Source organism: Streptomyces plumbidurans (assembly GCF_019857225.1).
In the GTDB taxonomy this organism is placed as follows: domain Bacteria; phylum Actinomycetota; class Actinomycetes; order Streptomycetales; family Streptomycetaceae; genus Streptomyces; species Streptomyces plumbidurans.
On the sequence record NZ_JAFJSY010000020.1, the window covers coordinates 57938 to 84295 of the forward strand.

Here is a 26358-nt window from a genome sequence, read left to right on the forward strand (position 1 = left end):
GCGCGCGTGGTCAGGCAGGATCAGCAGCAAGAGGCGCGGATTCCTTGGTCGGCGTCCAGCGCAGCCGAGTCGTGCACAAGGAGACGATCACGGCTGAGGCCGCGACGACGCCCATCCCCCAGGCCAGGTCGCTGACTCCGGCGACGAAGCCGATCAGTGCGGGGCCGGCCAGTAGGCCGGTGGTGCCCATGGAGGCGACCAGGGAGAGGGCGTCCGGGCCTTCGGCGGCCGCGGCCACGTAGAGGCACGGGGTCACGGCGGCGACGCCGAGTCCCACGCAGGCGAACCCGATGAGTGCGGGCACCACGCCTCCGGCCAGCAGAGCGAGGGCAAGGCCCGTGCCCGCGACGGCGCTGCCGATCCGGACGACCCGGGCGTCGCCCCAGCGGCTGCGCCAGTTGTCGCCGAAGAGGCGCGCGACGACCATCGTGCCCGAGACGACGGCGATGCCCAGCGGAGCGACCTGGGACGACGCGTCGGCGATGTCCTTCAGGTACAGCGCCGACCAGTCGTTCATGGCGCCTTCGACCACCTCGCCGAACACCATGGCGACACCGAGCCACACCATCACCAGCGACGGCTTCGTCAGCCGGCGCGGGCGCTTGGCCCCCTTGCGCTCGCCCTGCTCCGCCGCGGGCTGCTGGTCCTGCGGGTCGTCGGGCAGCAGCCGGAGCCGGGCGCCCCCGAGGAGCAGTACGAGCACCACCGAGGCGGCGGCGAAGTGCGGCAGGAGGTCCGAGGTCAGGGCGTTCATGCCCGAAGCCACCACCGCGGCGAGGAACGACCCGGCACTGAAGGTGGCGTGCAGCTGGGTCATGGCAGTACGCCCGTGCGCCTTTTCGAGCGCGGCACCCTGCGCGTTCATGGCCACGTTCAGACAGCCGACCGCCACACCGTCGGCGCACAGGATCAGCAGGGCCACCGGGTAGTTCGGTGCCGCCGACAGGGCGAAGAGGATCCCCACCAGGCACAGCCCGGAGACCAGGGCGAGCAGCCGCGCGCCCAGGCGTCTCATCAGGAACGCGATCAGGGGGAAGGAGGCCACCGCTCCCACCCCGGTGGCCATCAGCAGCAGGCCCACTTCCCCCGTGTTCAGGTCGAGCCGGGCCTTGAGGGCGGGGATCCGGGAGACCCAGGTGGCGTACTGGAAGCCGAGGAAGCAGAACAGCGCGGCGATCGCCAATTGCGTTCGCCTGAAGTCGTCTAGGACACGGGGCATGGGAAGCGGGCCACCTCTTTCGTAGCGCCGGTACCGCTTCCGGGCACCGCGGTGGACATGTACACGGCGTCGTCGCCGTAGCTCTCGCAAAGGCGGATCTCCGGATGGGCCCGGAATCCGCGCGACGCCCAGAAGGGCGCCATTCCGCCGACCGCCACGAGCGAGATGTGCTCGTACGCGGGCCGTGCGGTGTCCGTCAGCCGGGCCAGCAGCCGGCTGCCCCATCCCCGGCCCCGCTGGTCCTCGGCGACGACGATGTCGTGGAGGTGGAGGTTGCTCACGTGGTGCACGGGCTCCTCGGTGCGGGCCAGATCCGGGTACTGGAACCTCGGGTAGGGCAGGGAGAGCAGATACCCCGTGACGCGTCCGCCGAGGTCCAGCACGAAGCAGGTGCCGGGCGAGATGCGGCCCTTGGACTCCAGCGCCGCCTGCCCTTCGGACAGCGAAGTGCCCGCGTACGCCTCGGCCTCCAGGGCCGCCACGGCCGGCCAGTCGCCGTCGCGCACCGGGCGGATGCCCGCGTGAGGGTTCACGTCTCCCGCCCTCCCGCGCCCGCGCCTGCCCGCCCGCTCCCGTCATGGACCGACGTGTGCGCGAGCGGCCCGAAGCCGTTGAAGCCCTGGGTCATGTAGCTGGTGGCGTAGGCGCCGGCGGACAGGACCCACACCGGGTCCCCCGAGGCGAGCGCCTCGGGCACCAGGCGGTGCGCCGCTCCGTAGGCGTCGTCGCTGTCGCAGGTCGGGCCCGCGACCACGGCGGAGACGTACTCGCCCTCGGTGTGGCCGGGGAAGACGAGCCGGTGGCACAACTCGTCCATCTCGTACAGGCCGTTGAACTTGCCGCAGCTCAGGTACAGCCAGTGCGCCCGCTCCCCGTCGGGCTGACGGCGTTCGGTCAGCCGGTACACATGCGCCCGGATGGCGCCGTGGTCGGCGACCAGGTGCCGGCCGGGCTCCATGACGAAGTCGAGGGGTGCGTCGTTGAGCGCCCGCAGGTGCTCCATGCCCTCGCGCAGGACGGCGAACATCTTGTCCAGCGGAGGTTCGAGCCGTCTGCCGTGCCGGTCGAGATAGCCGAGCGCGGGCAGGCCGCCGCCGAGGTTGACGTGGTCGAGCACGATCCCGTGCCCGCGCAGCGCCACCATCGTGTCGGCCAGCAGCTCGACGGCCTGCTGCCAGGCCTCGTACGTCATCTGCTGCGAGCCGACGTGCACCGACAGCCCCGCCGGGGTGAGGCCCGCGGCCCGCGCCGCCGTCAGCACGGCGACGGCGTCCTCCTGCGAGCAGCCGAACTTCCGGCTGAGGCCCCACAGGGCGCCCTCCCCGCTGGTGGCGAGGCGGCAGTACACACGGGCGCCGGGGGCGTGCGCGGCGATCGCTGCCACGTCCTGCACGCTGTCCGTGGCGAAGGTGTGCACGCCGAGCCGATGGGCCTCGGCGATGTTGGCGTCGGACTTCACGGTGTTGCCGTAGTGGATCAGTCCGGCGGGCACGCCCAGCCGCAGTGCCTGGGTGATCTCGGCGGGGCTCGCCGCGTCGAAGCCGGCGCCCCGGCCGGCGAGGCAGGTCAGCACCTCGTCGACGGGGCATGCCTTCATCGCGAACCGGACGGCGACGTCCGGCAGTTCACGCATCAGGTGGTCGTACTGGCCCGCGATCCCCGGGAGGTCGAAGACGATGCAGTCCGACGACGCGCCGGCCAGTGCGGCGGCCAGCCGCGTGTCCAGCTCCGCGCTCACGCGTCCGCACTCCCGAGGCCGGTCTCCCGGGCCGCCCGCACCAGCGTGGGCCAGGCGTCGATCAGCACGGCGAAGTCCTCGGTGTCCGACTCGGCCTCGTCCAGCAGCTGTTCGCGCCGTGAGTCCATCAGGTCGGCGAACTCCGCGTAGCGGCCGCCCAGTTTGCGGTAGGAGGTGCTGACGCGGTCCAGCCGCCAGATGTTGTCGGCCCGGTCGAGACCCGTGCTCTCCCTGAGGAAGCCGGAGATGGTGTCGCCGCGCACCTGCTCGTGCTCGTCGAGCAGCGCGGCGCCGGCCGAACCCATCCTGTCGTAGACGAAGTTGAGGTAGAGCATCGACAGCAGGAACTTCACGAACCGCATCTGGTACGCCCGGAATCCGGCGTCGGTGCGGCGGTACGGGGTGTAATAGTTCTCGATGTTGCGGTTGTGCAGCACGCCGGGCAGGGCGGCGTCGTGGATGAGGTGGAAGAGGAAGTAGTCGGTGCCGATGGTGTCGGTACCCGGCGGCAGCGGTACGCGCTCGTAGACCTCGTGGTGGAAGCCGATGTTGCTCATGTCGACCCGCATGGGGTCGACCACCGTCAGCGTCGAGTGGTCGCCGGTGAAGGGGTCCGTTCCGGCGCCCTTGAAGGACTCCTCGACCAGCTGCCGCTTCTGCTCCTCCGACCAGTCGACCGGCCCCCACAGGCTGACCACGTCGTGGTAGACGCCGGCGTCGAGCCGCTCGATCTCGGCGATGTCCACGGACGGTTCACCGATGAACGACGAGCCGACCATGGACACGGGGCGGTGGGCGTGGTCCGGCGCGAGGAGGGTCTCGGACACCGCGGCGGACGCCTCGGTGGCGGGCTTGCCGAGCGAGGCCAGCTCGTGATGGATCGGGAAGACCTTCTCGCCGTCGAAGACCTGGTAGGTGCAGTCGGAGTCCCTGCGGTGCACGGACCGGCAGCCGAGCGCACTGGCGATCAGGAAGGCACGGTTGGTGCAGGCGCCGTAGGACAGGGCGGCGGGCAGCATCAGTTCGAGCATCCGCTCCGGCGCGGCGAGGCCGGAGTGCCGGATCGCCCTGCGCAGGAAGTCGCGCTGCTGCGACTCGTCGAGGTGGTGCACGGTGACGTTCGCAGCGGCCGGCAACTCGGCGACGGCGCGGGCGTGTTCGGCGCGCGTGGCCTCCTCGCTGGAGTCGAGGATCAGCAGATCCACCTCGACGGCGAAGGTGCGGGCCGCGTACGCCGCCTCCTCGCCGATCTCGGCGATCGCGGCGGAACAGGCCCTGTTCGTGGGGAGGGTGAGGCAGATCCGGGCCGTGCTGGTCCGGTCCGTGCTGGTCCGGTCCGTGCTGGTCTGTCGGTTCACTTCGCGCTCTCTTGTCCGGTCCAGGAGTCGAGCCCGAGCAGCTTCCTGCCGAGGTCGTTGAGCGTGGCGGGGCCGTACCGCAGCGACTCGGGCCGCTCGGCGTCCCCCAGCAGCGTTCCGTTCCAGTCCGGTGTGCTGAGCGTGCGCCAGGACTCCGCACGGGAGTCGCGCAGTTCCTCGTGCTCCTCCAGGGCGGGCATCATCGACAGGTACTGCACGGCCCGCACGCCGTTCTCGGAGTGGTTGGGCGCGACGCCGTGGGCCAGCAGCCCGTTGAAGATAAGCAGGTCACCGGCCTGCAGATCGGGGCGTACCACGGGGAACTCCGCGCGGTCGACCCCGGGCCTGATCGGATCGCGGCCGGCCGGCTGGGCGATCCGCCACTCCTCGAACTGCCGGAACAGTTCGGGCGAGCACTGGAAGCCGCCGAGCTCGGGCTGGGTGTCGTTGAGGGCCACGATGCCCTGCACCCGCTGCGGCAGCACGCCGAGGGTGGTGTCGACGTCCCAGTGCAGCTCGATGTCGAAGCCCTCGTCGGTCGGTTCGATCAGCGAGCGCGAACGGCTGCCCCGGTTGGGCGGGTTGAGGTTCAGCCGGTCGAGCGTGACCCACAGCTCGTCGCAGTCCCACACGTCGGCGAAGGCGTCGTAGACCCGCTGCGTCTGCCGGTTGTCCCAGATGAGCTGGTGGTGGTACGCCTCGACGAAGCCGTAGACATGCAGGTCACGGTCCAGGTCCGAGCGGAACTCCCGTTCCTGGTACCAGGTTTCGGGCCGGTCAGGGTCAAGTCCCTGGAACTCCCAGGCAAATTCGAGCAGGCTCTTCGCCGCGCCCGGCGAGATGGCGTTGCGCACCACCACATAGCCGTACGTCTTCCAGAAGGCGAAGTCGTCCTCCGACAGCACACGGAGCGGCTGTGACTTCTCGATGTCGCGCAGTTGCGTCTGTGCGAGGTAGGTCTCGCCGTCGGCACTGAAATACGGGCGCTGTGTCTTCGCCCTGTGCAGGTAGCGGGGAGGCGTCGGCATGCATCACTCCAAGGTCCGAGTCCTCAGCGGCCGAGTGGAACCCCCAGATCTCCTTCGGTCGAAAGATCTCCATCGGTCGAACTGAGGTTCCCTCAAAGTGGACTGGACCAATTCGCCATGTCAACCTGAACCCGGCGAAGTTGCCGCCAACTGCCTGTCAGTTGCCGGTTGTTGAGCAAGCAACCGAACGCTCGGCCGGTACGCTCGGCCGGAACCGTCATCCGCTGACGATCGCCTCCGCGGCCGCCACACCGCAGACCCGGGCCGCTCCGTGCGTGGCGATGTGCACGGCGCCGCGCGGCGGGGACTGCGGCACGCCCATCTCGACCACGACGGTGTCCGGGCGGGCGGCCAGCAGCACATCCAGGGCCGATCGCATCCAGGGATGCCGGTGCTCGTCCCGCACCACCGCGACGAGGCGCCGGCCGGCCACGGCCCGCAGTGCCGCCTCGCCCGCACCCGCTCCGGTGAAGACGCCGGTCTCGGTGCCCGGCAGCAGGCGCTCGAGCTCGGTACCCACACCCCAGGGGGTCTCCTCCCCGACGGCGATGTTGGCGCTCGGACTGAACGTCGCGACGTACACGGCCTGTTGGACCGGCGCGGCGGGCCCGGTGCGCGTGACGGCCAGAGCGCGGCGGGCCGCGACCAGCCCGATCTCCGGCTCCGGGTCGGCCCCGGTCTGCGCGTTCTCTCCGGCCCCGGCGGTCCACCGGGCCAGCTCCCGCACCCGTGCGGCGGCATCGGCGAGCCGCTCCTCCGGCAGTTCCCCGGAGCGTACGGCGGCCACGAGCGCGTCCCGCAGTCTGAGGACCGTGCCCTCGTCGCACAGGCCGCCGCCCACGCAGATGGCGTCGGCACCGGCCGCGATCGCGAGCACGACGCCGTGCTCCAGGCCGTACTTCTCCGCGACGGCGCGCATCTCCATGGCGTCGGTGACGATCAGTCCGTCGAAGCCGAGTTCACCGCGCAGCAGGTCGGTCAGGACCCGGCGGGAGAGCGTCCCGGGACGGTCGGGGTCCAGTGCGGGGACGAGGATGTGCGCGCTCATGATGGCGCGGGTACCGGCCTCGACCGCCGCCCGGAACGGCGGCAACTCGCGCGTGAGAAGCGTGTGTTCGTCCACGTCGATGCGCGGTACGGCGTGATGGGAGTCGACGTTGGTGTCGCCGTGGCCGGGGAAGTGCTTGGTGCAGGCCGCGACGCCGCCGGACTGCAGGCCCCGGACGTAGGCGGCCGTGTGCCGGGCGACGAGTTCGGGGTCCGCGCCGAAGGACCGTACGCCGATCACCGGGTTGTCGGGGTTGGCGTTGACGTCGGCGGAGGGCGCCCAGTCGAAGTTGACGCCGCATTCGGCGAGCCGGCGGGCCAGTTGACGCGCGACCCTGCGGGTGAGGTCGGGGTCGTCGACGGCGCCCAGCGCGTGGTTGCCGGGGAACGAGGAGCCGGTGCGCACGTCGAGCCGGGTGACGTCACCGCTCTCCTCGTCGATGGCGATCAGCAGGTCGTCCCGTTCCGCCCGCAACTGCGCGGTGAGTTGGCGCACTTGTCCGTGCGAGACGACGTTGCGGCCGAACAGGGCGACGGAGGCGAGTCCTTCGCCGACGCGGCGGCGCACCCAGTCGGGCACGGTGGTGCCGTCGAACCCCGGCTGCAGCACCGCGAGGGCGTCTCGGGTGAGGGTGGCGTCGAGGGTGGCGGAAACTGTCATCGCAGGGGTCATCCCTTCACAGGGCCGTCGGCCGGGCCGCTCACGGGCTTTGCGGTGCCGCTCGCGGGGTTTGCTTTGCGGAAAGGCGAGTTGGGACAGGACAGGTGGTGCAAACGGCTGCGGCCGCGCCGTCGGGGCCTGCGGTCGCCGCCGAACACGGTGCTTGACGGGGCGGCGGCGCCACCGCCCCGCGTGTCGCCTCCGCGGACTGCGCCGAATGGTGTAGACCTGCACGGAGCTTGGCCTAGACTTTTAAGAGCGTCAAGACGGCCCAGAAAGCCGCGCCGACGTCTCCGCGAGGACCACCGGACCATCTCCCAGCCGGAGCAGCTGCCCCCGCAGTTGGCCTAGACCATAGGCGAGTCCGGGGGCTATAACGAGACACCTGCGAGAGCGCCCGGAAGGCAGGTCATGACCACCGACGTCAGCAGCGCGCAGTACGACACCGGGGCTCCCGGTGGGATCGCACGCGTGCCGAAGTACTACCTCGTCAAGCAGCAGGTGCTCGACATCGTCCAGGCGCTGAAGCCGGGAGCGCGCATGCCCGCCGAGCGAGTACTGGCCGTCCGGCTCGACACGTCGCGCACCACCGTCCGGCAGGCGCTGCAGGAACTCGTGGGTGAGGGCCGTCTGGACCGTATCCAGGGGAAGGGCACCTTCATTGCACGGCCGAAGCTCTACCGCACCCTCCAACTCACCTCCCACACCGAGGACATGCAGGCACAAGGCCTCGAACCCGCCTCGCGCGTCCTGGACATCGACCACGTCGAGGCGGACGAGAAGCTGTCGTGTCTGCTCGACATCGATGTCGGCGACAGTGTGCTGCGCATCGAGCGACTGCGGCTGGCCAGCGGCGAGCCCATGGCGATCGAGAGAACGCACCTGTCCGCACGGCGCTTCCCGGGCCTGCGCGAGTCGCTGGGCAGACACAGATCCCTCTACTCGGTCCTCGCCGACGCCTACGACGTGCATCTCTCGGAGGCCGTGGAGGGCATCGAGACCTCGCTCGCGACCCCGCACGAGGCCGCACTGCTCGAGACGGAGGTGGGGGTTCCGGTGATGCTGCTGACCCGCCACTCCTACGACGCCGAGGGCAGCCCGGTGGAGTGGGTGCGCTCCGTCTACCGGGGCTCCCGCTACAAGTTCGTGGTGACGCTGATGCCCACGGCGGACTGACTCCCCGCCCGCTCAGCAGTGTTCGTTCCCTTTTCGCGCCCCCCACGTTCTCGACGCCCGCGCACGGCGACCCGATGATCGCGCGACCGGACCACAGCCCTCCCCCACCTTTCCCCTCACCTCGTCGAAACTGGGAAAGCAGTGACACAACAGGGTGTTCTCACCAGCCGATTCCAAGCCGACAGGACAGTGGCCACCGGCCCGGAAGCAGAGATAGGCCTCCCGTGACCCATACACCGTCGACTGCGACGCTCGCGGAGGCACTGGTCACCGCGCGCGAGGCGGCCTGCCTCACCCAGGAGGACCTCGCGGAGCGGTCCGGCGTGAGCGTGCGGGCCATCCGCAACCTGGAGACAGGTCACACCTCGCGCCCGCGCAAGCAGTCACTGGTCCTGATCGCCAGGGCTCTCGGGCTGCCGCCCGGCGAGGTGGGCCGGCTGATGCGCAGATCGCACCCCGAGGCCCGACGGGAACCGGCCGGACCGGCCCCGGCGGAACTCCCCGCAGCCCCCCGCCACCGCCTCGCCGGCCGCCAGGCGCACATCGACTCCCTGCGGGCCCATCTGGCGGCGACCGACCGGGACGACCTCGGAACGCCCGCGGTCGTCGTAGGTCCGCCCGGCGCGGGCAAGACCGCGCTGGTCCTCGAAGCGGCGCACGGGGTGCGCGGCCGCTTCGAGGACGGGCAGGTCTTCGTCGACGCGCACCCGGGAGCGGACGCCGAGCCGTTCACGTCCGACGAACTGGTCCGCCGCGTGCTGCGCTCCCTGGGCGCCGCACAGGTCGCGGACCATCCGGAGGAGGCGGGCGCGCAGTTGCGGGACGCGCTCAGCAGACGGCGCGTCCTCGTCGTGCTCGACAACGTCGACAGCGAGGGGCAGGTGCGGCCGCTGCTGGTGGACGGCGCCCGCAGCGCCGTCCTGGTCGCCGCGCGCCGCGAACTCCCGGCGCTCACCGCCCAGTTCCGCAGGCCCGTCGACGCCCTCACCGAGTGGGACGCCTTCCAGGTCCTGGAGGATCTGCTCGGTCCGGCGCGCACGCGCGCGGAACGGGCCTCCGCGGTGAGCATCCTGCGCTCCTGCGCGCGGCTGCCGCTCGCCCTGCACATCGCCGGGCTGTGGCTCTCGGCCCGCCCGCACCGCTCGCTGCGCGACCTGGCGGAACGTCTGGCGTACGAGCAGGACCGTCTGCGTTTCCTGCACATCGGGGACCTGTCGCTGCACGCCAGCGTGGCGGCCCACTACCGCTGCCTGCCCGCCCCGGTCAGGACCGCCTTACGGCGGCTCAGGACGGTGCGCGGCGACTTCGGCGTCGACGACGTGGTGACACATGTGACGTCGTCGAGAGGACTCGCGGCGGATCTCCTCGACGAGCTGGTGGACCACCAGATGGTCCATGTCGTGCACCCCGGCGGCCCCGGCACCGACGGCCGGGCGCGCTACCGGATCCACGAGGCGGTACGCCAGTACGTGGCGTACTGGCCGCCCGACTCCTGGCAGCTGCACGGCACCCCGGGCCGGGTCTGGCTCCCGCAGCAGGCCGGCAGTCCTCGCGTCGTGCGCCGGGGGCTCGCGTAAGGGGGCGAGCCCAGGATCGCGCGAGGGGGCCGGGGATGGGCCGGTCGGCGTATGCCGATGTCGTGTCTGCGACGAGTGCGGTCACCGCGGGGTGAGGATGCCGCGTGCGGAAGCCAGCCACGCGGGCGGGTCGACGGCGTTCCGGATACCGGGGAACCGGTGTCCCGAAGACCCGGTGCCCGGCCCCTGAGGAAAGGGAGGCTCTCATGCGCCGGCGCCTCACGGCACGGACGGGCCGCCGGACCGCCCTCCCGGTCGCGTTCACCTCGGCCGCGGCCGTCCTGCTCCTCGCGTGCGGCTCCGGGGGCGCCCCGGACGGCGGCTCGGGCAAGGGGGCCGGCGACGGCGACAAGGACCGCTCGGCCGCCGTGGTCGTACGACCCGGCGACGACAGCGCGAGAGTGCCGGTCGGCCGGAAGGTGACCGTCCGGGTCCGTGGCGGCTCACTGACCTCGGTCGAGGTCACCTCCCCCGGGCCGGGCAGGCTCGCCGGAACCTGGTCCGAGGACAGATCCGTGTGGACGGCGACCACACCGCTCGCCCCCGGCGCCACCTACACGGTGAAGGCCCGCGGCAGGGCGTCCGGCGGATCACCCCTCGAACGGACCGCTTCCTTCACCACCGAGGCGCCCCGCAACACCTTCGTCGGCGAGTACGTCCCCGACCGGGGCACGACGGTCGGCGTGGCGATGCCGGTCTCGATCACCTTCGACAAGCCGATCCGCAACAAGGCGGCGGTCGAACGGAAGCTGGAGGTCACCGCCTCGCCCGCGGTCGACGGCGCCTGGAGCTGGATCAAGGACCGCAACGGCAAGGACCGCGTCGACTACCGCCCCGAGCGGTTCTGGAAACCGGGCACCGAGGTGACCCTGCGCATGAACCTCGCGGGCGTCGACGCGGGCGGCGGGGTCTACGGCACCCGGCAGCGCCTCGTGCACTTCCGCATCGGGGACGCCGTCACCAGCACCCTGGACGTCACGAGGAAGACGATGACCGTGGCGCGGAACGGCAGGGTCCTGCGGGCACTGAAGGTCTCCAGCGGCAAGAAGGGCTACGAGACCTGGAACGGCACCATGGTCGTGCTGAGCAAGGTGCCGACCATCCGGATGGACTCCTCGACCGTCCGCATCTTCGGCCACGAGGCCTACGACCTCGGCAGCGTCAGATGGGACGTCCAGCTCACCCCGTCCGGCACCTACGTCCACGCCGCACCCTGGAACGAGGGCAAGTTCGGCCTGGCCAACGGCAGCCACGGCTGCATCGGCCTGAGCACGGACGACGCCCGCTGGTTCTACGGCCAGGTGAGCGTCGGCGACCCCGTCACGGTCGTCGGGTCCACAGACACCGTGGCGATCAACAACGGCTACGGCGACTGGAACGTCGACTGGGCCTCCTGGAAGGAGGGCGGCGCCCTGCGGTAGCGCTCCATCCGGCAGACTCACCCCATGGAGACAGCCGAGTTCGTGGAGGCTCTGGACCGCGAGGGGCGGCTTCTGGTCGCGGCGGCCGAGGTGGCGGGGGGTGATGCCGAGGTGCCGACCTGTCCGCTGTGGCGGGTGCGCGACCTGGTGCGGCACACCGGGATGGTGCACCGGTGGGCCGCGGCTTTCGTCGCGGAGGGGCACACGTCGTACCACTCCGACGGCGGGCTGCCCGACCTCGACGGTGACGAACTGCTGGCCTGGTTCCGGGAGGGGCACCGGCAACTCGTCGACACCCTCGCCTCGGCCCCGGCGGATGTGGAGTGCTGGGCCTTTCTGCCCGCGTCCTCGCCGCTCGCGTTCTGGGCGCGGCGGCAGGCGCACGAGACGACCGTGCACCGGGTGGATGCGGAGTCGGCACGGGGCGGGGTGCGGTCCGAGATCGCGGCCGGTTTCGCGGCGGACGGCATCGACGAGTTGCTGCGCGGCTTCCACTGCCGCCGCAAGAGCAGGGTCCGCAGCGACGAGCCGCGGGTGCTGCGGGTGCGGGCGACGGACGCGGAGGACGCGGTGTGGACCGTACGGCTGTCCCAGGAGCCGCCGGCGGCCACGCGGGACGCCGCGGGGGCCGCGGACTGCGAAGTGGCCGGGCCCGCCGCGCAGTTGTACCTGTCGCTGTGGAACCGTGAGCCGTTCCCGGAGGTGACCGGGGACGCCGCGGTGGCCGCGCTGTGGCGCGAGAAGTCCGCCGTCACCTGGAGCTGAGGCCGCCCCGTGGGGCCGCCCCATGAGGGCTTTCAGCGCTCCAGCATCCGGGTCAGCACCGCCCGCTGCACCGGCAGCACCTCGCGGTGCACCGTGCGCCCCCTCCTCGTGAGGGCCACGCGGACTCCGCGCCGGTCCTCGGAGCACATGGTGCGCTCGACGAGGCCGTCCTTCTCCAGCCGGGCGATCAGCCGCGACAGCGCGCTCTGGCTGAGATGGACGCGCTCGGAGATCTCCTGCACGCGGTAGGCGCAGGAGTCGCCCGACAGGACGTCCAGCACCTCGAAGTCACTGGCGCACAGGCCGTGTTGGTGCAGTTCCCGGTCGAGTTCGCACTGGGTGCGCGCATGCAGCGCCAGGATGTCCCGCCACTGTTCCACGAGCGCCTGCTCGGCCTTGTCCGCAGCCATGGACGCACCGTAGCAGAACCACGAAATTATTGCATCAGAATTTAATGCACTTGCATTCGATGCATACGCATGTAGTCTCTCCGCCATGACCTCTCCGCTCACCACCTCCGCGGCGCCGGCCTCGGCGGTCCGCTGGACCCCCCGGCTGTGGGGCACCCTCCTGGTGCTCTGCGCCGCGATGTTCCTGGACGCGCTCGACGTGTCGATGGTCGGCGTCGCGCTCCCGTCCATCGGCACGGACCTGGATCTGTCCACCTCGACGCTGCAATGGATCGTCAGCGGCTACATCCTCGGCTACGGCGGTCTCCTGCTGCTCGGCGGACGCACCGCGGACCTGCTCGGCAGGCGCCAGGTGTTCCTGATCGCCCTGGGCGTCTTCGCCGTCGCCTCACTGCTCGGCGGCCTGGTCGACTCCGGTCCGCTGCTGATCGCCAGCCGCTTCGTCAAGGGCCTGAGCGCCGCCTTCACCGCGCCCGCGGGCCTGTCCATCATCACCACGACCTTCGCCGAGGGCCCGCTGCGCAACCGCGCCCTGTCGATCTACACCACCTGCGCGGCCACCGGCTTCTCGATGGGCCTGGTCCTCTCCGGCCTGCTCACCGAGGCCAGTTGGCGGCTGACCATGCTGCTGCCCGCGCCCATCGCCCTGATCGCCCTGCTGGCGGGCCTGAGGCTGCTGCCGCGCAGCGAGCGCGAGAAGGACCACAACGGTTACGACATCCCCGGCGCCGTCCTCGGCACCGCGTCGATGCTGCTGCTGGTCTTCACCGTCGTCCAGGCGCCGCAGGCCGGCTGGGCCTCGGCCCGCACGCTGCTGTCCTTCCTGGCCGTCGCCGTGCTGCTGACCGTGTTCGTGCGGGTCGAACGCCGCTCGCCCGGTCCGCTGATCCGGCTGGGCGTGCTGCGCTCCGGCAACCAGATCCGCGCCCAGCTCGGCGCGCTCGCCTTCTTCGGTTCCTACGTCGGCTTCCAGTTCCTGACCACGCTCTACATGCAGTCGCTGCTCGGCTGGTCGGCGCTGCACACCGCGCTCGCCTTCCTGCCTGCGGGTGCGCTGGTGGCTGTGTCCTCGACCAAGGTGGGTTCCATCGTCGACCGGTTCGGCACCCCGCGGCTGATCGCGGCGGGCTTCGCGCTGATGGTCGTCGGGTACGCGCTGTTCCTGCGGGTGAACCTCGACCCCGTGTACGCCGCCGTCATCCTGCCGTCGATGCTGCTGATCGGCGCGGCCTGCGCGCTGGTCTTCCCCTCGCTCAACATCCAGGCCACGAACGGTGTCGAGGACCACGAGCAGGGCATGGTCTCCGGACTGCTCAACACCTCGGTGCAGGTGGGCGGCGCGATCTTCCTGGCCGTCGTGACGGCCGTGGTCACCGCCCAGGCCCCCGAACACGCCACCCCGCAGGCGGTGTTGGACAGTTACCGGCCCGGTCTGATGGTGGTGACGGGCGTGGCCGTCGCCGGTCTGCTGATCACGCTCACCGGTCTGCGCACGCGGCGCACGCCGCGGTCCGTCGTGGTCGCCAGGTCCGCCGCCCAGGAGGCCGAGCGCGTACCCGTACGCGACTAGGGGGAACGCCTCCCGCAGTGTGTGCCCGGCGGGGCCTGTTGCCTCGCCGGGCACACGGCTGTGAAACTCCGGGTATGAGCGAATACGGGGGACGGCGCAGTCAGGCCGAGCGGGACGCGATCACCGTCGAGATCGGATACGCGCTGTGCAGTGCGCTGTTCGCGGCGGCGGTCGTCTTCGGGGCGATCGCCGGTCCGGCGCTGCTCTTCGACCTGGGGCACGGCGTCGAGACCGTCCTGCTGCACACGGGACTGGTGCTCGCGCCCGTCCTGTTCTTCACCCGGGTCGTCAGCGTGCTGGTCCGTCACCGCGGGCCGGATCAGCCCAGCCAGCCGGGTCGTACCAACCCCGACTCGTAGGCGAGGACGACCAGTTGGGCCCTGTCCCGGGCGCCCAGCTTGACCATCGTGCGGCTGACGTGGGTCTTCGCGGTGAGCGGGCTGACGACCAGCCGGCGGGCGATCTCCTCGTTGGACAGGCCGATGCCGACCAGGGCCATCACCTCCCGTTCCCGCTCGGTGAGTTCGCCGAGGGCGTCGGCGGTCGCGGGCTCCTTGGAGCGGGCCGCGAACTCCGCGATCAGGCGGCGGGTCACACCGGGTGAGAGCAGCGCGTCCCCCTCGACCACCGCCCTTACCGCACGCACGAGTTCCTCCGGCTCGGTGTCCTTGACCAGAAACCCGGAGGCACCGGAACGGATCGCCTCGAAGACGTACTCGTCGAGTTCGAAGGTGGTGAGCATGACCACCTTGACGCCCTGCAGCGCCTCGTCGTCGCTGATCCGGCGGGTCGCCGCCAGTCCGTCGAGGGCCGGCATGCGGATGTCCATCAGGACGACGTCGGGGCGCAGTTCGCGCACCTTGCGCACCGCTTCCTCACCGTCGGAGGCCTCGCCGGCCACCTCGATGTCCGGCTGCGCGTCGAGCAGCGCCCGGAAACCGGCCCGCACCAGTGACTGGTCGTCGGCGAGCAGTACGCGGATCACCGGTCGTCCTCCTTGGCCTTGACGCTCAACGGCAGTACGGCGAGCACCCGGAAACCGCCGTCCGGGCGCGGGCCCGCCTCGATCGTGCCACCCAGGGCGGCCGCCCGCTCCCGCATTCCGGCCAGACCGTTGCCGCTGCCGCCGGCGTCGGCGCCGGTCGCGGGCCCGTCGTCGTCGATGCGCAGCCGCAGCTGCCGGTCGTCGTGTTCGACGTGCACCCGTGCCTGGCGTGAACCGGAGTGGCGTACGACGTTGGTCAGCGCCTCCTGCACGATGCGGAAGGCGGCGAGATCGGTGCCGGGCGCGAGGCGGGGCGGCTTTCCGTCGACCGCCACGGTGAGGCCCGCGCTGCCCGCCTGCTGCACCAGTTCCGGCAGCCGGTCCAGGCCGGGCGCCGGGGCCCGCGGCGCGTCTCCCGGTGCGCGGAGCGTGTCGAGGACCTGGCGGACCTCGCCGAGCGCCTCCTTGCTGGCGGCCTTGATGGTGGTGAGCGCGGAGCGGGCCTGTTCGGGGTCCGTGTCGAGCAGCGCGAGGCCGACACCGGCCTGCACATTGATCACCGAGATGCTGTGCGCGAGGACGTCGTGCAGTTCGCGGGCGATGCGCAGCCGCTCCTCGTCGGCCCGCCGCCGGGCGGCCTGCGCCCGCTCGGCCCGTTCCCTGCTCCACTGCTCGCGCCGGGCGCGGGCCAGTTCCGCGAGGGCGACGATCGCCACCACCCAGGTGGCGATCACGATCTCCTGCCCCCAGGAGGCGGCCCGGTCCCCGGAGGGCGGCAGCCACCGATACAGCCAGTGGGCCACCAGCACATGCAGGGCCCACAGCATCGCCACCGCGCCCCAGGCGGCCCGCCGGTGCCCCGCGACCACCGCGCTGAAGCAGGCCAGTGCGACGGTGAGGAAGACCGGCCCGTACGGATACCCGGCGCCGAGATAGACCGTCGCCGCGGCCGCCGTACCGAACACGACGAACCGCGGATACCGCTGCCGCCACAGCAGCAGGCCCGAGCCCACGAGCAGCAGCAGACGCGCGAAGTGGTCCAGCGCCAGGCGCTCGTCGGCCTGCTGGTGCGCCGCGTAGTTGGAGCCGACGAGCACGAAGACGGTGAGCAGCACAGTGGAACGCCACGGCCAGCGGGGCGCGTGCCGCTCGTCGACCCAGCGGTTCATCCACGGCGGCCCGTACCGCCACCACCGGGGCGGCCCGCCCCCGCGCACATCCTGCTCGTCCATGTCCGCCACGCTAGACGCAGCCGGGGCCGCGGGGCGTCCGCCGGTCGTGGTGATCACGCGTACTCCCCGGGAAGTACGCCACCACGTCGGCCCTACGGCTTTCCGCCCGGCCCTACGGCTGCCGACCGGGCCCTACGACAGCCCCACCCCGTGAGCCAGCCGCTCCGCCGCGTTCCTGAAGAACGCCTCGCGCTCCTCCACGACCCCGTGGAACTGGCCGAACAGCTCGAAGCCGATCAGCCCGAACAGCTGGGCCCAGGCCGCGACGAGAGCCGGTGCGGCGGCCGGCGGGAGGTCGGAGGCGAAGTCGCCGGTCATGCGCTCCGCCTCGGCCTCCAGATCGGCGGGCAGAGGGGGCAGCTGCAGGCCGGGTCCCATGCGGGCGTCGCGGACGATGCCGATCAGCACGAAGCCGACGCGGGCGGCGGCCGGGATCGTGGTCTCGGGCGCCTTGTAGCCGGGGACCGGCGATCCGTAGATCAGCGCGTACTCGTGCGGGTGCGCGAGCGCCCACTCCCGGATGGCCTCGCACACGGCGGTCCACAGCCGCACGGGGCCGGCCTCGGCCGCCGCGGAGTGCGCCGCCTCGGCGGCCTCGCCCACGGAGTCGTAGGCGTCGATGATGAGCGCGGTCAGCAGGTCGTCGCGGCTGGGGAAGTAGCGGTAGATGGCGGAGGAGACCATGCCGAGTTCCCTGGCCACCGCGCGCAGCGAGAGCTTGGCGGCGCCCTCGGCCGCGAGCTGTCTGCGTGCCTCGTCCTTGATGGCGGCGGTGACCTCGATCCGGGCTCGGGCGCGGGCGCTGTGTGCGGTGTTCATGGTCAGCAAGTCTGCCACGGATCGAGAGCAGTGCACACAAAACAGATCGGCGAACAAAAAAGAGAGCACTGCTCTTGCACTGGATCACCGATCCGGTGCAGACTCTTCTTCAAGCGAGAGCAGTGCTCACAAAAGGGAGCGACGCTCTCTCCGTCGATGGGAGTTCCCATGTCCACACACGTCCAGAAGCCCGGCTGGTTCACGGTCAACGTCTTCAACCGCGCCGTCGCCTGGATGACCCGCCGGGGCATCAGCGTCTGGGGCTCCCGGATCCTCGCGGTCCGCGGACGCAAGAGCGGCGCATGGCGGACCACCCCGGTGAACCTGCTGACGGTGGACGGGCAGCGCTACCTCGTCGCCCCGCGCGGCCACGTGCAGTGGACGCACAACATGCGGGCGGCCGGCGGAGGCGAGCTGCGTCTCGGCAGGAACGTGGAGGCGTTCACCGCCACCGAGGTCACCGACGACGACAAGGTGCCGCTGCTGCGGGCCTACCTCAAGCGGTGGAAGGCCGAGGTCGGCGTCTTCTTCAACGGCGTCGGCCCCGACTCCCCCGACGCCGAACTGCGCCGCATCGCCCCCGACCACCCCGTCTTCCGGATCACCGTCAGGAAGTGACCCCGTCGGCCGCCGGGGCCTCGTCCCCGGCAGGCGGTTCTTGGGCCGCCGCGGACGTGTCGGTCGTCGCACGCCGGTCGAACGCGGTCAGCGCGCGATGCGCCATCGGGTGCGTACGCACGAGCTCGGCGAGGGTGGTCACGCCCCGCGTGATGTCCCTGAACGCGTTCCACGCGGGCCGGAAGCCGGTCAGCGCCGCGTGGAACAGACCGGGCCGGCGCTCGAAGGCCGCCAGCATCCGCTTGCCCACGCTCATCTCGACGCCGAGTCCCGCCCTGACCGCGAACGCGTAGTTCAGGGCCTGGCGCCGGGTGTCCACCGCGTCGTGCGCCTCGGCGATCCGCACCGCCCACTCCCCCGCGAGCCGTCCCGAGCGCAGCGCGAACGAGATGCCCTCGCGGGTCCAGGGCTCCAGCAGCCCCGCCGCGTCACCGCACACCAGAACCCGCCCACGCGAGAGCGGCGAGTCGTCGGCGCGGCAGCGGGTCAGATGGCCGGAGGAGATGCTCGGTTCGAAGCCGGCCAGGCCGAGCCGGCCGACGAACTCCTCCAAGTACCGCTTGGTGGCGGCGCCCTCGCCGCGCGCGGAGATCACGCCGACCGTGAGGGTGTCGCCCTTGGGGAACACCCAGCCGTAACTGCCGGGGATCGGGCCCCAGTCGATCAGCACCCGTCCCTTCCAGTCCTCGGCGACGGTCTCCGGCACCGGGATCTCCGCCTCCAGACCGAGATCGACCTGGTCGAGCTTGACGCCGACATGGGCCCCTATCCGGCTCGCGCTGCCGTCCGCGCCCACGACCGCGCGGGCGAGCAGCGTCTCGCCGCCCTGCAGGACGACGGCGACCGTGCGCCGGTCCGGCACCGCCGAGCCGTGCTGCTCGACGCGCTGCACGGTGACACCGGTACGCAGCTCGGCGCCCGCCTTCTGCGCGTGCTCGACCAGCTGCTGGTCGAACTCGGGCCGGTTGATCAGCCCGAACAGCATCTGGCGGGAGCGCCGGGTCCTGGTGAAGCGGCCGTTGTTCGAGAACGTCACCGCGTGCACCCGGTCGCGCAGCGGCAGTTCGAAGCCGGGCGGCAGGGCGTCGCGGGAGGGGCCGATGATGCCTCCGCCGCACGTCTTGTAGCGCGGCAGCTCGGCCTTCTCCAGCAGCAGGACGCTGCGTCCCGCGACCGCCGCCGCATAGGCCGCGGAGGCACCCGCGGGTCCCGCGCCCACCACGACGACGTCCCACACCCGCTGCACGTCGTCCGCCGAAGAGTTCTCGCTGCTCACGATGGTCTACTGCTCCCGATCAAGCCGCTGCCGCACCTGTCTCCCGCATCCTACGGCGGACATCGCCGCAGGCCACTGTGGGAGGATCTCGCTATCCACCCGTACAACGTCGCACCCACAAGGAGCGTGCCCATGTCGTCGAACCCGGTCGCCGGGACCGTCGCCTCTCTGATGCCGAGAGCGCGGACGGAGCTCGCCGAGCTGGTGGCCTTCAAGTCGGTGGCGGACTTCGACCAGTTCCCCAAGAGCGAGAGCGAGGGCGCCGCGCGGTGGGTCGCCGACGCGCTCGCCGCCGAGGGATTCCAGGACGTGGCCCTGCTCGACACCCCTGACGGCACCCAGTCGGTCTACGGCTATCTGCCCGGGCCGGAGGGCGCGAAGACCGTGCTGCTCTACGCCCACTACGACGTGCAGCCGCCGCTCGACGAGTCGGCCTGGACGACTCCTCCGTTCGAGCTGACCGAGCGCGACGGCCGCTGGTACGGGCGCGGGGCCGCCGACTGCAAGGGCGGCGTGATCATGCACCTGCTCGCGCTGCGCGCCCTGAAAGCGAACGGCGGCATCCCGGTGCACGTCAAGGTGATCGCCGAGGGCTCGGAGGAGCAGGGCACGGGCGGCCTGGAGCGGTACGCCGAGGAGCACCCCGATCTGCTCGCCGCCGACACCATCGTCATCGGCGACGCGGGCAACTTCCGCGTCGGCCTGCCGACGGTCACCGCCACCCTGCGTGGCATGACCCTGGTGCGGGTGCAGATCGACACCCTCGAAGGCAATCTGCACTCCGGCCAGTTCGGCGGCGCCGCCCCCGACGCGCTGGGTGCGCTGATCCGCGTACTGGACTCGCTGCGTGCGGAGGACGGCTCGACGACCGTCGACGGGCTGACCGGCGGGTCCGGGTGGGAGGGCCTGCAGTACGACGAGGAGCAGTTCCGCCAGGACGCCAAGGTGCTCGACGGTGTGGAGCTGATCGGTTCGGGCACGGTCGCCGACCGCATCTGGGCGCGTCCGGCCGTCACCGTCCTCGGCATCGACTGCCCGCCGGTCGTCGGCGCCACCCCGTCCGTGCAGGCGGGCGCGCGGGCGCTGGTGAGTCTGCGGGTGCCGCCGGGTGTCGACGCGGCCGAGGCGACGAAGCTGCTGCAGGCGCATCTGGAGGCCCACACCCCGTGGGGCGCCCGGGTGCGCACCGAGCAGATCGGCCAGGGGCAGGCGTTCAGCGCCGACACCTCCAGCCCGGCGTACGCGGCGATGGCCGAGGCGATGGCGGTCGCCTATCCCGGCCAGGAGATGCAGTACGCCGGTCAGGGCGGCTCCATCCCGCTGTGCAACACCCTCGCCGCGCTCTACCCGCGTGCGGAGATCCTGCTGATCGGCCTGAGCGAGCCGGAGGCGCAGATCCACGCGGTCAACGAGAGCGTCTCGCCGGAGGAGCTGGAGCGGCTCTCGGTGACGGAGGCGCTGTTCCTGCGCAATTACGCGGCGAGCTGACCGGCTCTGCTCTCGGCAAAGGGCCCTCGTCCCCGGACGGGGGCTCTTCTACGGTCGCTGTCATGGACGTCGTAGAACTGCTGCCCCGTCTCCGCCTTCTGCGCTTCCCCGTCGGCCAGGCCTATCTCTGGAGCGACGGCGACGAGGTGACGCTGATCGACGCGGGCCCGCCGGGCGCGGGAGCGTCGATCGCGGCACTCGCGCAGTCGTCGGGGACCGTGCGCCGCATCGTGCTCACCCATTTCCACGAGGACCACGCGGGCGGGGCGGGCGAGCTCGCCGCGCTGACCGGTGCCGAAGTGCTGGCGCATCGGTCGGACGCCGCAGCGGTCCGCGGTGAGGTCCCGGGTCCACCGCCGGTGTTCGAGGACTGGGAGGTGCCGATCCACGCCGAGGTGTCCCGGCAGCTCCCCGGGGGCGACTTCGTACGGCCGTCGCACGTCACCGAGATCGCCGACGGCGCGGTCCTCGACCTCGGCGGCGGGGCGCGGGTGATCCACACCCCGGGTCATACGCCCGGCAGCATCGCGCTCCATCTCCCGGGCGAGCGCGTGCTGTTCACGGGTGACACCGTGGCGGCGTCGCCCGTGGACGGCAGTGTGCTGCCGGGCGTGTTCAACGTCGACCGGGAGGGCAGGCTCGCCTCGTTCCACCGTCTCGCGGCACTCGACGCGGAGATCGCCTGCTTCGGGCACGGTGATCCGGTGATCGGGCACGCGGGCACGACACTTCGCCGATCGGCAGACAGACACCCGCTGTCACCCTGAGCATGGTGGTCATGTCCTCCGCCGCGCGTCGCGCCGCCCACACCGACCTCGCCACCACGCTGGCCCTGCTCAGCGACCGGGAGCTGGCGGACCTCGTGGCGTCGGGGACGCCCAACGGCGCCGGGATCGGGGGGCGTTCGACGCTGGTCGAGGTGGACGGCCGCCGGGTCTTCGTGAAGCAGGTGCCGCTGACGGACATCGAGCGGCGGCCCGAGAACACGCGGTCCACGGCCAACTACTTCGAGCTGCCGTCCGCGTGCCACTACGGCACCGGTCGCAGCCCGGGCTTCGGTGCGTGGCGCGAGCTGGCCGCGCACGTGATGACGACGAACTGGGCGCTGTCCGACCGCTTTTCGGGCTTTCCGCTGCTGCACCACTGGCGGGTCCTGCCGGATGCCGTGCAGCCCCTTCCCGAGGAACTGGCCGACGTGGAAGGGGTGGTCGCCTACTGGGGCGGCGCCTCCGGGGTGCGTGAGCGCATCGAGGACCTGCGGACGGCGTCGGCGAGCCTGACCCTGTTCCTGGAGTACTTTCCGCACACCCTGCACGACTGGCTCGACACACAGGTGCGCACCGACGACGCGGACCGGGTCTGCACGCGCGTGGACGCGTGGCTGGGCGCCCTGACCTCGTTCCTGTACGACCACCAACTCCTGCACTTCGACGTCCACTTCCAGAACGTCGTCACCGACGGCGAGGACTTCTGCCTCGCCGACTACGGGCTCGCCTTCGGCCCCCGCTTCCGGCTCGCCCCGCCGGAGCGCGCCTTCTTCGACCGGCACCGCGACTACGACCTCGTGTACTCCCGGACCTACCTGGTGAACTGGCTGGTCACGGCGCTCTACGGGTACGACAGGAACGAGCGGGAGGCGTTCGTGCGGGCCTGCGCGGTGGGGGCGCGCACGGACGGCATCCCGAGGACCGCAGCAGCGATCATCGCCCGTGACGCTTCCCTGACCGCGGTCCTGAACCGCTTCTTCGGCCGGCTGCGCGAGGAAGGCCGGAAGACCTCCTACCCGTACAAGGAACTGCTGCTCGCCTACAACAGCTCGACGCTCTCCGCGTAGTGGCAGGCGACCGGGTTCCCGCCGCCCCGGTCGATCAGCGCGGGCACCTCCTCGACGCAGGCCGCGCGTTGGCTCTCGGTCAGCTCGTTCGCGAACTTGGGGCAGCGGGTGCGGAAGCGGCAGCCGCTGGGCGGGCGGACCGGGCTGGGGACGTCGCCCTGGACGAGGATGCGGGTGCGGGCGCGTTCCTTGCGCGGGTCCGGGAGCGGGATGGCGGAGACCAGGGCTTGGGTGTACGGATGGGCGGGCGCGGCGAACAGGCGGCGGGCCGGGGCGATCTCGACCAGCCGGCCCAGATACATGACGGCGACCCGGCCGGCCACATGGCGCATCACCGACAGGTCGTGGGCGACGAAGAGGAACGACAGACCCAGTTCGGCCTGCAGGTCCATCAGCAGGTTGAGGACGCCCGCCTGGATCGACACGTCGAGCGCGGAGACCGGCTCGTCCAGCACGATCACTTTGGGGTGCAGGGCCAACGCCCGTGCGATGCCTATGCGTTGGCGCTGACCGCCGGAGAACTCGTGGGCGTAGCGGTTGCCGTGCTCAGGGTTGAGGCCCACCAGCCGCAGCAGCTCCCGCACTTCGCCCGCGCCGCCGGTGTCGTAGCGGCCGTGGATGCGCAGGGGTTCGGCGACGATCTCGTGGACGGACATGCGCGGGTCCAGGGAGGCGTAGGGGTCCTGGAAGACGATCTGCAGCTCACGGCGGAGCGGGCGCATCCGGCGTCTGCTCAGCGCGGTCAGCTCGGTGCCGCGGTAGCGGACCTGGCCGGAGGTCGCGGATTGCAGGCCCAGGATGGTGCGCGCGGTGGTCGTCTTGCCGGAGCCGGACTCGCCGACCAGGCCGAGGGTCTCGTTCTCGAACAGGTCGAAGGAGACCCCGCACACGGCGTGCACGTCGCCGACGCGGCGGCGTACGACGCCCCGGGACATGACCGGGAAGTGCTTGACGAGGTCGCGCACTTGGAGGACCGGTTCACCGCTGCCGCCGTGCCCCGGCAGCGGGGGCAGCGGCGCCTCGGCCCGGACGGGGGCGCTCATACGGGGTCCTCCTCGGTGCTCGTCCCGGTGGTGCGCGCGGCGTTCGTACCGGTGCCGCTCACGGCGTCCGTCCCGTTCGTCGTGGCCGTCGTGTCGGCGAAGCGGGCCAGCGCCTCGGCGTCGGCGCCGATCGCGTCGAACAGTTCGGCGGCGCCGGTGTCGACGAGTTCGTCGGCGAAGTGGCAGGCGCTGAGGTGCAGTTCGTGCCCGGTCCTGCGCAGTGCCGGCTCCGTGCTGTCGCAGACGTCGCGGCGCATGGGGCAGCGCGGGGCGAAGGGGCAGCCGGGCGGCAGGTTGAGCAGGGAGGGCGGGGAGCCGGTGATCGGGGTGAGGCGGGCCTCCTCGCGGTCCATGCGGGGCAGGGAGCCGAGCAGGCCCAGGGTGTAGGGCATGCGCGGGGTGTAGAAGATGTCCTCGACGGAGCCGGTCTCCACGATCCGGCCCGCGTACATGACCGAGACCCGGTCGCAGTGGCCCGCGACCACGCCCAGGTCGTGGGTGATCAGCACCAGGGCCGCGCCGGTCTCGGCCCGTGCGGTCTCCAGCGCGTCGAGGATCTGCGCCTGCACGGTGACGTCCAGGGCGGTGGTGGGCTCGTCGGCGATGATCACGTCGGGGTCGTTGGCCATGGCGATCGCGATGACCACGCGCTGGCGCATGCCGCCGGAGAGCTCGTGCGGGTAGTTGTCGACGCGCCGCTGCGGGCTGGGGATGCCGACCGTGCCGAGCAGGTCGACCGAACGCTCGCGTGCGGTGCGGGACTTCAGGCCCGGATTGTGGCGCCGCAGTGTCTCCGCGATCTGGTAGCCCACCGAATAGACCGGGTTGAGGGAGGTCATCGGGTCCTGGAAGATCATCGCGAGGCCGCTGCCGCGCAGGTCCGACAGGCGTGCGTCGGACAGTCCGAGCAGTTCCGTCCCCTCGAAGCGGACCGAGCCGCGCACCCGGGCCGTGGCGGGCAGCAGGCCCATCACGGCCAGCGCGGTGACCGACTTGCCGGAGCCGGACTCGCCGACGATGCCGAGCGAGTCGCCGCGCTCGAGGCGGTAGCCGACCCCGCGCACGGCTCGTACGAGTCCGTCCTCGGTGGGGAACTCCACGCTGAGGTCCTCCACTTCGAGGACCGCGCCCGACTCCTCGCCCTTGCCGATGACCGTCACTGTCGCACCCTTTGCTGCCGGGGGTCGAAGGCGTCGCGCAGCCCGTCGCCGATGAAGTTGATGGTCAGGGCGATGGCGATGATGAACGCGCCGGGGATGTAGAAGAGCCAGGGCCGGGTGTCGACCGCCGTCTGCGCCTGGGAGACGAGCAACCCCAGTGAGGTGTCCGGAGGCTGGACGCCGAAGCCGACGAAGGACAGGGCCGTCTCGGTGAGGATGCCGGTGGCCACCAGCACGGTCGCGTTGACGATGATCGGGCCGAGCGAGTTGGGCAGCAGATGCCGGAAGATGATCCGCGCGTCCGATGCACCCAGCGCCCTCGCCGCCTCCACGAACTCCTTCTCGCGCAGCGACAGGACCGTGGAGCGCACCACGCGGGACACGTACGCCCAGGTCAGGCCGGCGATGACGGCGGCGATCCAGTACCAGGAGCCGCCGCTGCGCGAGGAGATGACCAGGGCGATGGCGAACAGCGGCAGGGTGAGCACCAGGTCAGAGAGGCGCATCATGACCGCGTCCACCATCCCCCGGTAGAAGCCCGCGACGGCGCCCCAGATCGCGCCGACGAAGGTCGAGCCCAGTGCGATCAGAATGGCGATCTTCAGCGAGGTCTGGGTGCCGCGCATGACCTGGGCGTAGGCGTCGTAGCCGGAGGAGTTGGTGCCGAACGGGTGCTTCCAGGACGGGGGTTGGGAGTTGTCGGGGGTGTACTTCTGGTACGAGTAGTGCCACAGGTGCGGTCCGATGAACGCCCACAGCAGGATCAGCAGGAAGACCACCAGGCTGATCATCGCGGCGCGGTGCCGTACGAAGCGGCGCAGCACCAGCTGGGTCTGGCTGCGCTGCTTCACGGTGAACTCGGGTTCGCTGTGCGGGAGTTGGGTGCCCGCCGACCCGGGTACCTCGATGTCAGTCATAGCGGATCCTCGGGTCGAGTACGGCGTAGAGGAGATCGGCGACGAGGTTGAACCCGATGACGACGACGGCGGACAGCAGCAGCCAGGCCATGGTGCGGTAGACGTCCACGGTCGAGGCCGACTGGACGAGCATCTCCCCCATGCCGTGCCACTGGAAGATCGTCTCCGTGATGACCGCGCCGCCCAGGATGATCGCGACGTCGAGGGCGGTGACGGTGGCCAGCGGGATGAGGGCGGTGCGCAGGGCGTGCCGTACCAGCACCGTGCGCCGGCGCAGTCCCTTGGCGCGGGCGAGGCGGACGTAGTCGCTGCCCAGGACCTCCAGCATGGAGGCGCGGGTGTAGCGGGTCCAGGAGGCGAAGGAGACCAGGGCCAGGGTGATGGTGGGCAGGACGAGATGGCCGATGTGGTCGGTGAACTCGTTCCAGGTGGTGTCGACTTCGAGATAGGGGGATTTCTCGCCGATGGTGCCGAGGAACTGGCTGCCGGTCTGTTCGTTGAACCAGATTCCGGCCTGTTTGAGCAGGACCGCGAACCAGAACACCGGCATGGCGAGGAAGAGGAAGCCGAAGAAGGTGATGGTGTAGTCGGCGGCCGTGTACTGGCGGATGGCGCTGAACACACCGAAGATCACGGCCAGTACTAGGGCGATGATCATCGCGGAGGCGACCAGGGTGACGGTCACCCGGAAGCGGGTGAACAGGTCGTGCCCGATGTCGAGGTTGGGCTGCACGGACGGGCCCCAGTCGCCGTGCAGGACTCCGGTGATCCAGTTCCAGTAGCGCTGGACGGCCGGTTCGTCGGCGTGGATGTGCCGGGCGAACGCGGCTACGGCGGCCTTGCTGGGCGGTGGTTGCCGCGAGGTCGCGAAGTTGGCGACCGGGTCGCCGGCGTTGATGACGACCAGGAACACGATGAAGGTCGAGGCGATCAGGACGGGGATCGAGACGAGGATGCGGCGCACGGTGTAGGCGAGCATGCGGTCTTCTCTCGCGGGGCCGGTGGGCGGGGTTCGA

The 26358-nt window shown here is 71.3% G+C and carries 25 protein-coding genes; 10 read left to right on the top strand and 15 right to left on the bottom strand.

Annotated elements, in window-relative coordinates:
• Positions 1-10: 10 nt before the first annotated feature.
• The 6 genes from JYK17_RS16040 to JYK17_RS16065 form a co-directional block, all read right to left on the bottom strand.
• The gene (locus tag JYK17_RS16040; protein ID WP_108009312.1) at positions 11-1219 is read right to left on the bottom strand and encodes an MFS transporter; all 1209 of its coding nucleotides are present in this window, start codon (positions 1217-1219) and stop codon (positions 11-13) included.
• Positions 1204-1752, bottom strand: coding sequence for a GNAT family N-acetyltransferase (locus JYK17_RS16045; protein ID WP_222810604.1), 549 nt, complete (start codon positions 1750-1752; stop codon positions 1204-1206). The genes JYK17_RS16040 and JYK17_RS16045 overlap by 16 nt, the downstream gene beginning before the upstream one ends.
• Positions 1749-2957, bottom strand: coding sequence for a type III PLP-dependent enzyme domain-containing protein (locus tag JYK17_RS16050; RefSeq protein WP_222810605.1), 1209 nt, complete (start codon positions 2955-2957; stop codon positions 1749-1751). The genes JYK17_RS16045 and JYK17_RS16050 overlap by 4 nt, the downstream gene beginning before the upstream one ends.
• Positions 2954-4315, bottom strand: coding sequence for a DUF6271 family protein (locus JYK17_RS16055; RefSeq protein ID WP_108009318.1), 1362 nt, complete (start codon positions 4313-4315; stop codon positions 2954-2956). The genes JYK17_RS16050 and JYK17_RS16055 overlap by 4 nt, the downstream gene beginning before the upstream one ends.
• Positions 4312-5343 carry a phytanoyl-CoA dioxygenase family protein gene (locus JYK17_RS16060; RefSeq protein WP_222810606.1) on the bottom strand — a complete coding sequence of 344 codons (1032 nt, stop codon included), beginning with the start codon at positions 5341-5343 and terminating at the stop codon, positions 4312-4314. The genes JYK17_RS16055 and JYK17_RS16060 overlap by 4 nt, the downstream gene beginning before the upstream one ends.
• A 217-nt stretch (positions 5344-5560) precedes the next feature.
• The gene (locus tag JYK17_RS16065) at positions 5561-7051 is read right to left on the bottom strand and encodes a glycoside hydrolase family 3 protein (protein ID WP_108009322.1); all 1491 of its coding nucleotides are present in this window, start codon (positions 7049-7051) and stop codon (positions 5561-5563) included.
• 411 nt (positions 7052-7462) lie between these two features.
• Between JYK17_RS16065 and JYK17_RS16070 the strand changes: the two genes are divergently transcribed.
• From JYK17_RS16070 to JYK17_RS16085, 4 genes are all read left to right on the top strand, one after another.
• Complete coding sequence (locus JYK17_RS16070) at positions 7463-8227, top strand: GntR family transcriptional regulator (protein ID WP_222810607.1); 765 nt, start codon at positions 7463-7465, stop codon at positions 8225-8227.
• 224 nt (positions 8228-8451) lie between these two features.
• Positions 8452-9804 carry a helix-turn-helix domain-containing protein gene (locus JYK17_RS16075; RefSeq protein WP_108009326.1) on the top strand — a complete coding sequence of 451 codons (1353 nt, stop codon included), beginning with the start codon at positions 8452-8454 and terminating at the stop codon, positions 9802-9804.
• Between the two features lie 206 nt (positions 9805-10010).
• Entirely contained in the window at positions 10011-11225 is a 1215-nt protein-coding gene (locus JYK17_RS16080) for a L,D-transpeptidase (protein WP_222810608.1), read from the top strand.
• 24 nt (positions 11226-11249) lie between these two features.
• Positions 11250-11990 carry a maleylpyruvate isomerase family mycothiol-dependent enzyme gene (locus JYK17_RS16085; protein ID WP_108009330.1) on the top strand — a complete coding sequence of 247 codons (741 nt, stop codon included), beginning with the start codon at positions 11250-11252 and terminating at the stop codon, positions 11988-11990.
• Between the two features lie 32 nt (positions 11991-12022).
• Here JYK17_RS16085 and JYK17_RS16090 read toward each other — a convergent pair whose 3' ends face one another.
• Positions 12023-12400 carry a MarR family winged helix-turn-helix transcriptional regulator gene (locus JYK17_RS16090; RefSeq protein WP_108009331.1) on the bottom strand — a complete coding sequence of 126 codons (378 nt, stop codon included), beginning with the start codon at positions 12398-12400 and terminating at the stop codon, positions 12023-12025.
• An 85-nt stretch (positions 12401-12485) separates the two neighbouring features.
• On the opposite strand from JYK17_RS16090, the gene JYK17_RS16095 reads away from it, so the two are divergent.
• Positions 12486-13970 carry an MFS transporter gene (locus tag JYK17_RS16095; RefSeq protein WP_222810609.1) on the top strand — a complete coding sequence of 495 codons (1485 nt, stop codon included), beginning with the start codon at positions 12486-12488 and terminating at the stop codon, positions 13968-13970.
• A 74-nt stretch (positions 13971-14044) separates the two neighbouring features.
• Positions 14045-14329 (top strand): DUF6332 family protein, encoded by a 285-nt coding sequence (locus tag JYK17_RS16100; protein ID WP_222810610.1) that lies wholly within the window; start codon positions 14045-14047, stop codon positions 14327-14329.
• Here the strand turns inward: JYK17_RS16100 and JYK17_RS16105 are convergent.
• From JYK17_RS16105 to JYK17_RS16115, 3 genes are all read right to left on the bottom strand, one after another.
• Complete coding sequence (locus JYK17_RS16105) at positions 14290-14955, bottom strand: response regulator (RefSeq protein ID WP_108009337.1); 666 nt, start codon at positions 14953-14955, stop codon at positions 14290-14292. The two genes, JYK17_RS16100 and JYK17_RS16105, sit on opposite strands and share 40 nt — an antisense overlap.
• Positions 14952-16187 carry a sensor histidine kinase gene (locus JYK17_RS16110; RefSeq protein WP_222810611.1) on the bottom strand — a complete coding sequence of 412 codons (1236 nt, stop codon included), beginning with the start codon at positions 16185-16187 and terminating at the stop codon, positions 14952-14954. The genes JYK17_RS16105 and JYK17_RS16110 overlap by 4 nt, the downstream gene beginning before the upstream one ends.
• A gap of 132 nt (positions 16188-16319) precedes the next feature.
• A complete protein-coding gene (locus JYK17_RS16115; protein ID WP_222810612.1) occupies positions 16320-17006 on the bottom strand; it encodes a TetR/AcrR family transcriptional regulator in 687 nt (228 codons plus the stop codon).
• Positions 17007-17174: 168 nt separating this feature from the next.
• On the opposite strand from JYK17_RS16115, the gene JYK17_RS16120 reads away from it, so the two are divergent.
• Positions 17175-17624: a nitroreductase family deazaflavin-dependent oxidoreductase gene (locus tag JYK17_RS16120; RefSeq protein WP_108009341.1), complete on the top strand. Its 450-nt coding sequence runs from the start codon at positions 17175-17177 to the stop codon at positions 17622-17624.
• Here the strand turns inward: JYK17_RS16120 and JYK17_RS16125 are convergent.
• On the bottom strand, positions 17614-18900 hold the full coding sequence (locus JYK17_RS16125) for a geranylgeranyl reductase family protein (RefSeq protein ID WP_108009343.1): 1287 nt from the start codon (positions 18898-18900) through the stop codon (positions 17614-17616). The genes JYK17_RS16120 and JYK17_RS16125 overlap by 11 nt on opposite strands.
• A 132-nt stretch (positions 18901-19032) precedes the next feature.
• On the opposite strand from JYK17_RS16125, the gene JYK17_RS16130 reads away from it, so the two are divergent.
• The 3 genes from JYK17_RS16130 (at position 19033) to JYK17_RS16140 (ending at position 22222) form a co-directional block, all read left to right on the top strand.
• Positions 19033-20388: a dipeptidase gene (locus JYK17_RS16130; RefSeq protein WP_108009345.1), complete on the top strand. Its 1356-nt coding sequence runs from the start codon at positions 19033-19035 to the stop codon at positions 20386-20388.
• A gap of 62 nt (positions 20389-20450) precedes the next feature.
• Positions 20451-21155, top strand: coding sequence for an MBL fold metallo-hydrolase (locus JYK17_RS16135; RefSeq protein ID WP_128803903.1), 705 nt, complete (start codon positions 20451-20453; stop codon positions 21153-21155).
• Positions 21156-21166: 11 nt separating this feature from the next.
• Positions 21167-22222, top strand: a complete 1056-nt coding sequence (locus JYK17_RS16140; protein ID WP_222810613.1) for a protein kinase family protein — start codon at positions 21167-21169, stop codon at positions 22220-22222.
• On the opposite strand, the gene JYK17_RS16145 is transcribed toward JYK17_RS16140, so the two are convergent.
• The 4 genes from JYK17_RS16145 to JYK17_RS16160 are packed head-to-tail and all read right to left on the bottom strand — an operon-like array spanning position 22195 to position 26321.
• A complete protein-coding gene (locus JYK17_RS16145; RefSeq protein ID WP_128803901.1) occupies positions 22195-23265 on the bottom strand; it encodes an ABC transporter ATP-binding protein in 1071 nt (356 codons plus the stop codon). The genes JYK17_RS16140 and JYK17_RS16145 overlap by 28 nt on opposite strands.
• Positions 23262-24425, bottom strand: a complete 1164-nt coding sequence (locus JYK17_RS16150) for an ABC transporter ATP-binding protein (RefSeq protein WP_128803900.1) — start codon at positions 24423-24425, stop codon at positions 23262-23264. Before JYK17_RS16150 ends, JYK17_RS16145 begins: the two co-directional genes overlap by 4 nt.
• Entirely contained in the window at positions 24422-25342 is a 921-nt protein-coding gene (locus JYK17_RS16155) for an ABC transporter permease (protein WP_222810614.1), read from the bottom strand. The genes JYK17_RS16150 and JYK17_RS16155 overlap by 4 nt, the downstream gene beginning before the upstream one ends.
• The gene (locus tag JYK17_RS16160) at positions 25335-26321 is read right to left on the bottom strand and encodes an ABC transporter permease (RefSeq protein WP_108009355.1); all 987 of its coding nucleotides are present in this window, start codon (positions 26319-26321) and stop codon (positions 25335-25337) included. The genes JYK17_RS16155 and JYK17_RS16160 overlap by 8 nt, the downstream gene beginning before the upstream one ends.
• Between the last annotated feature and the right edge of the window lie 37 nt (positions 26322-26358).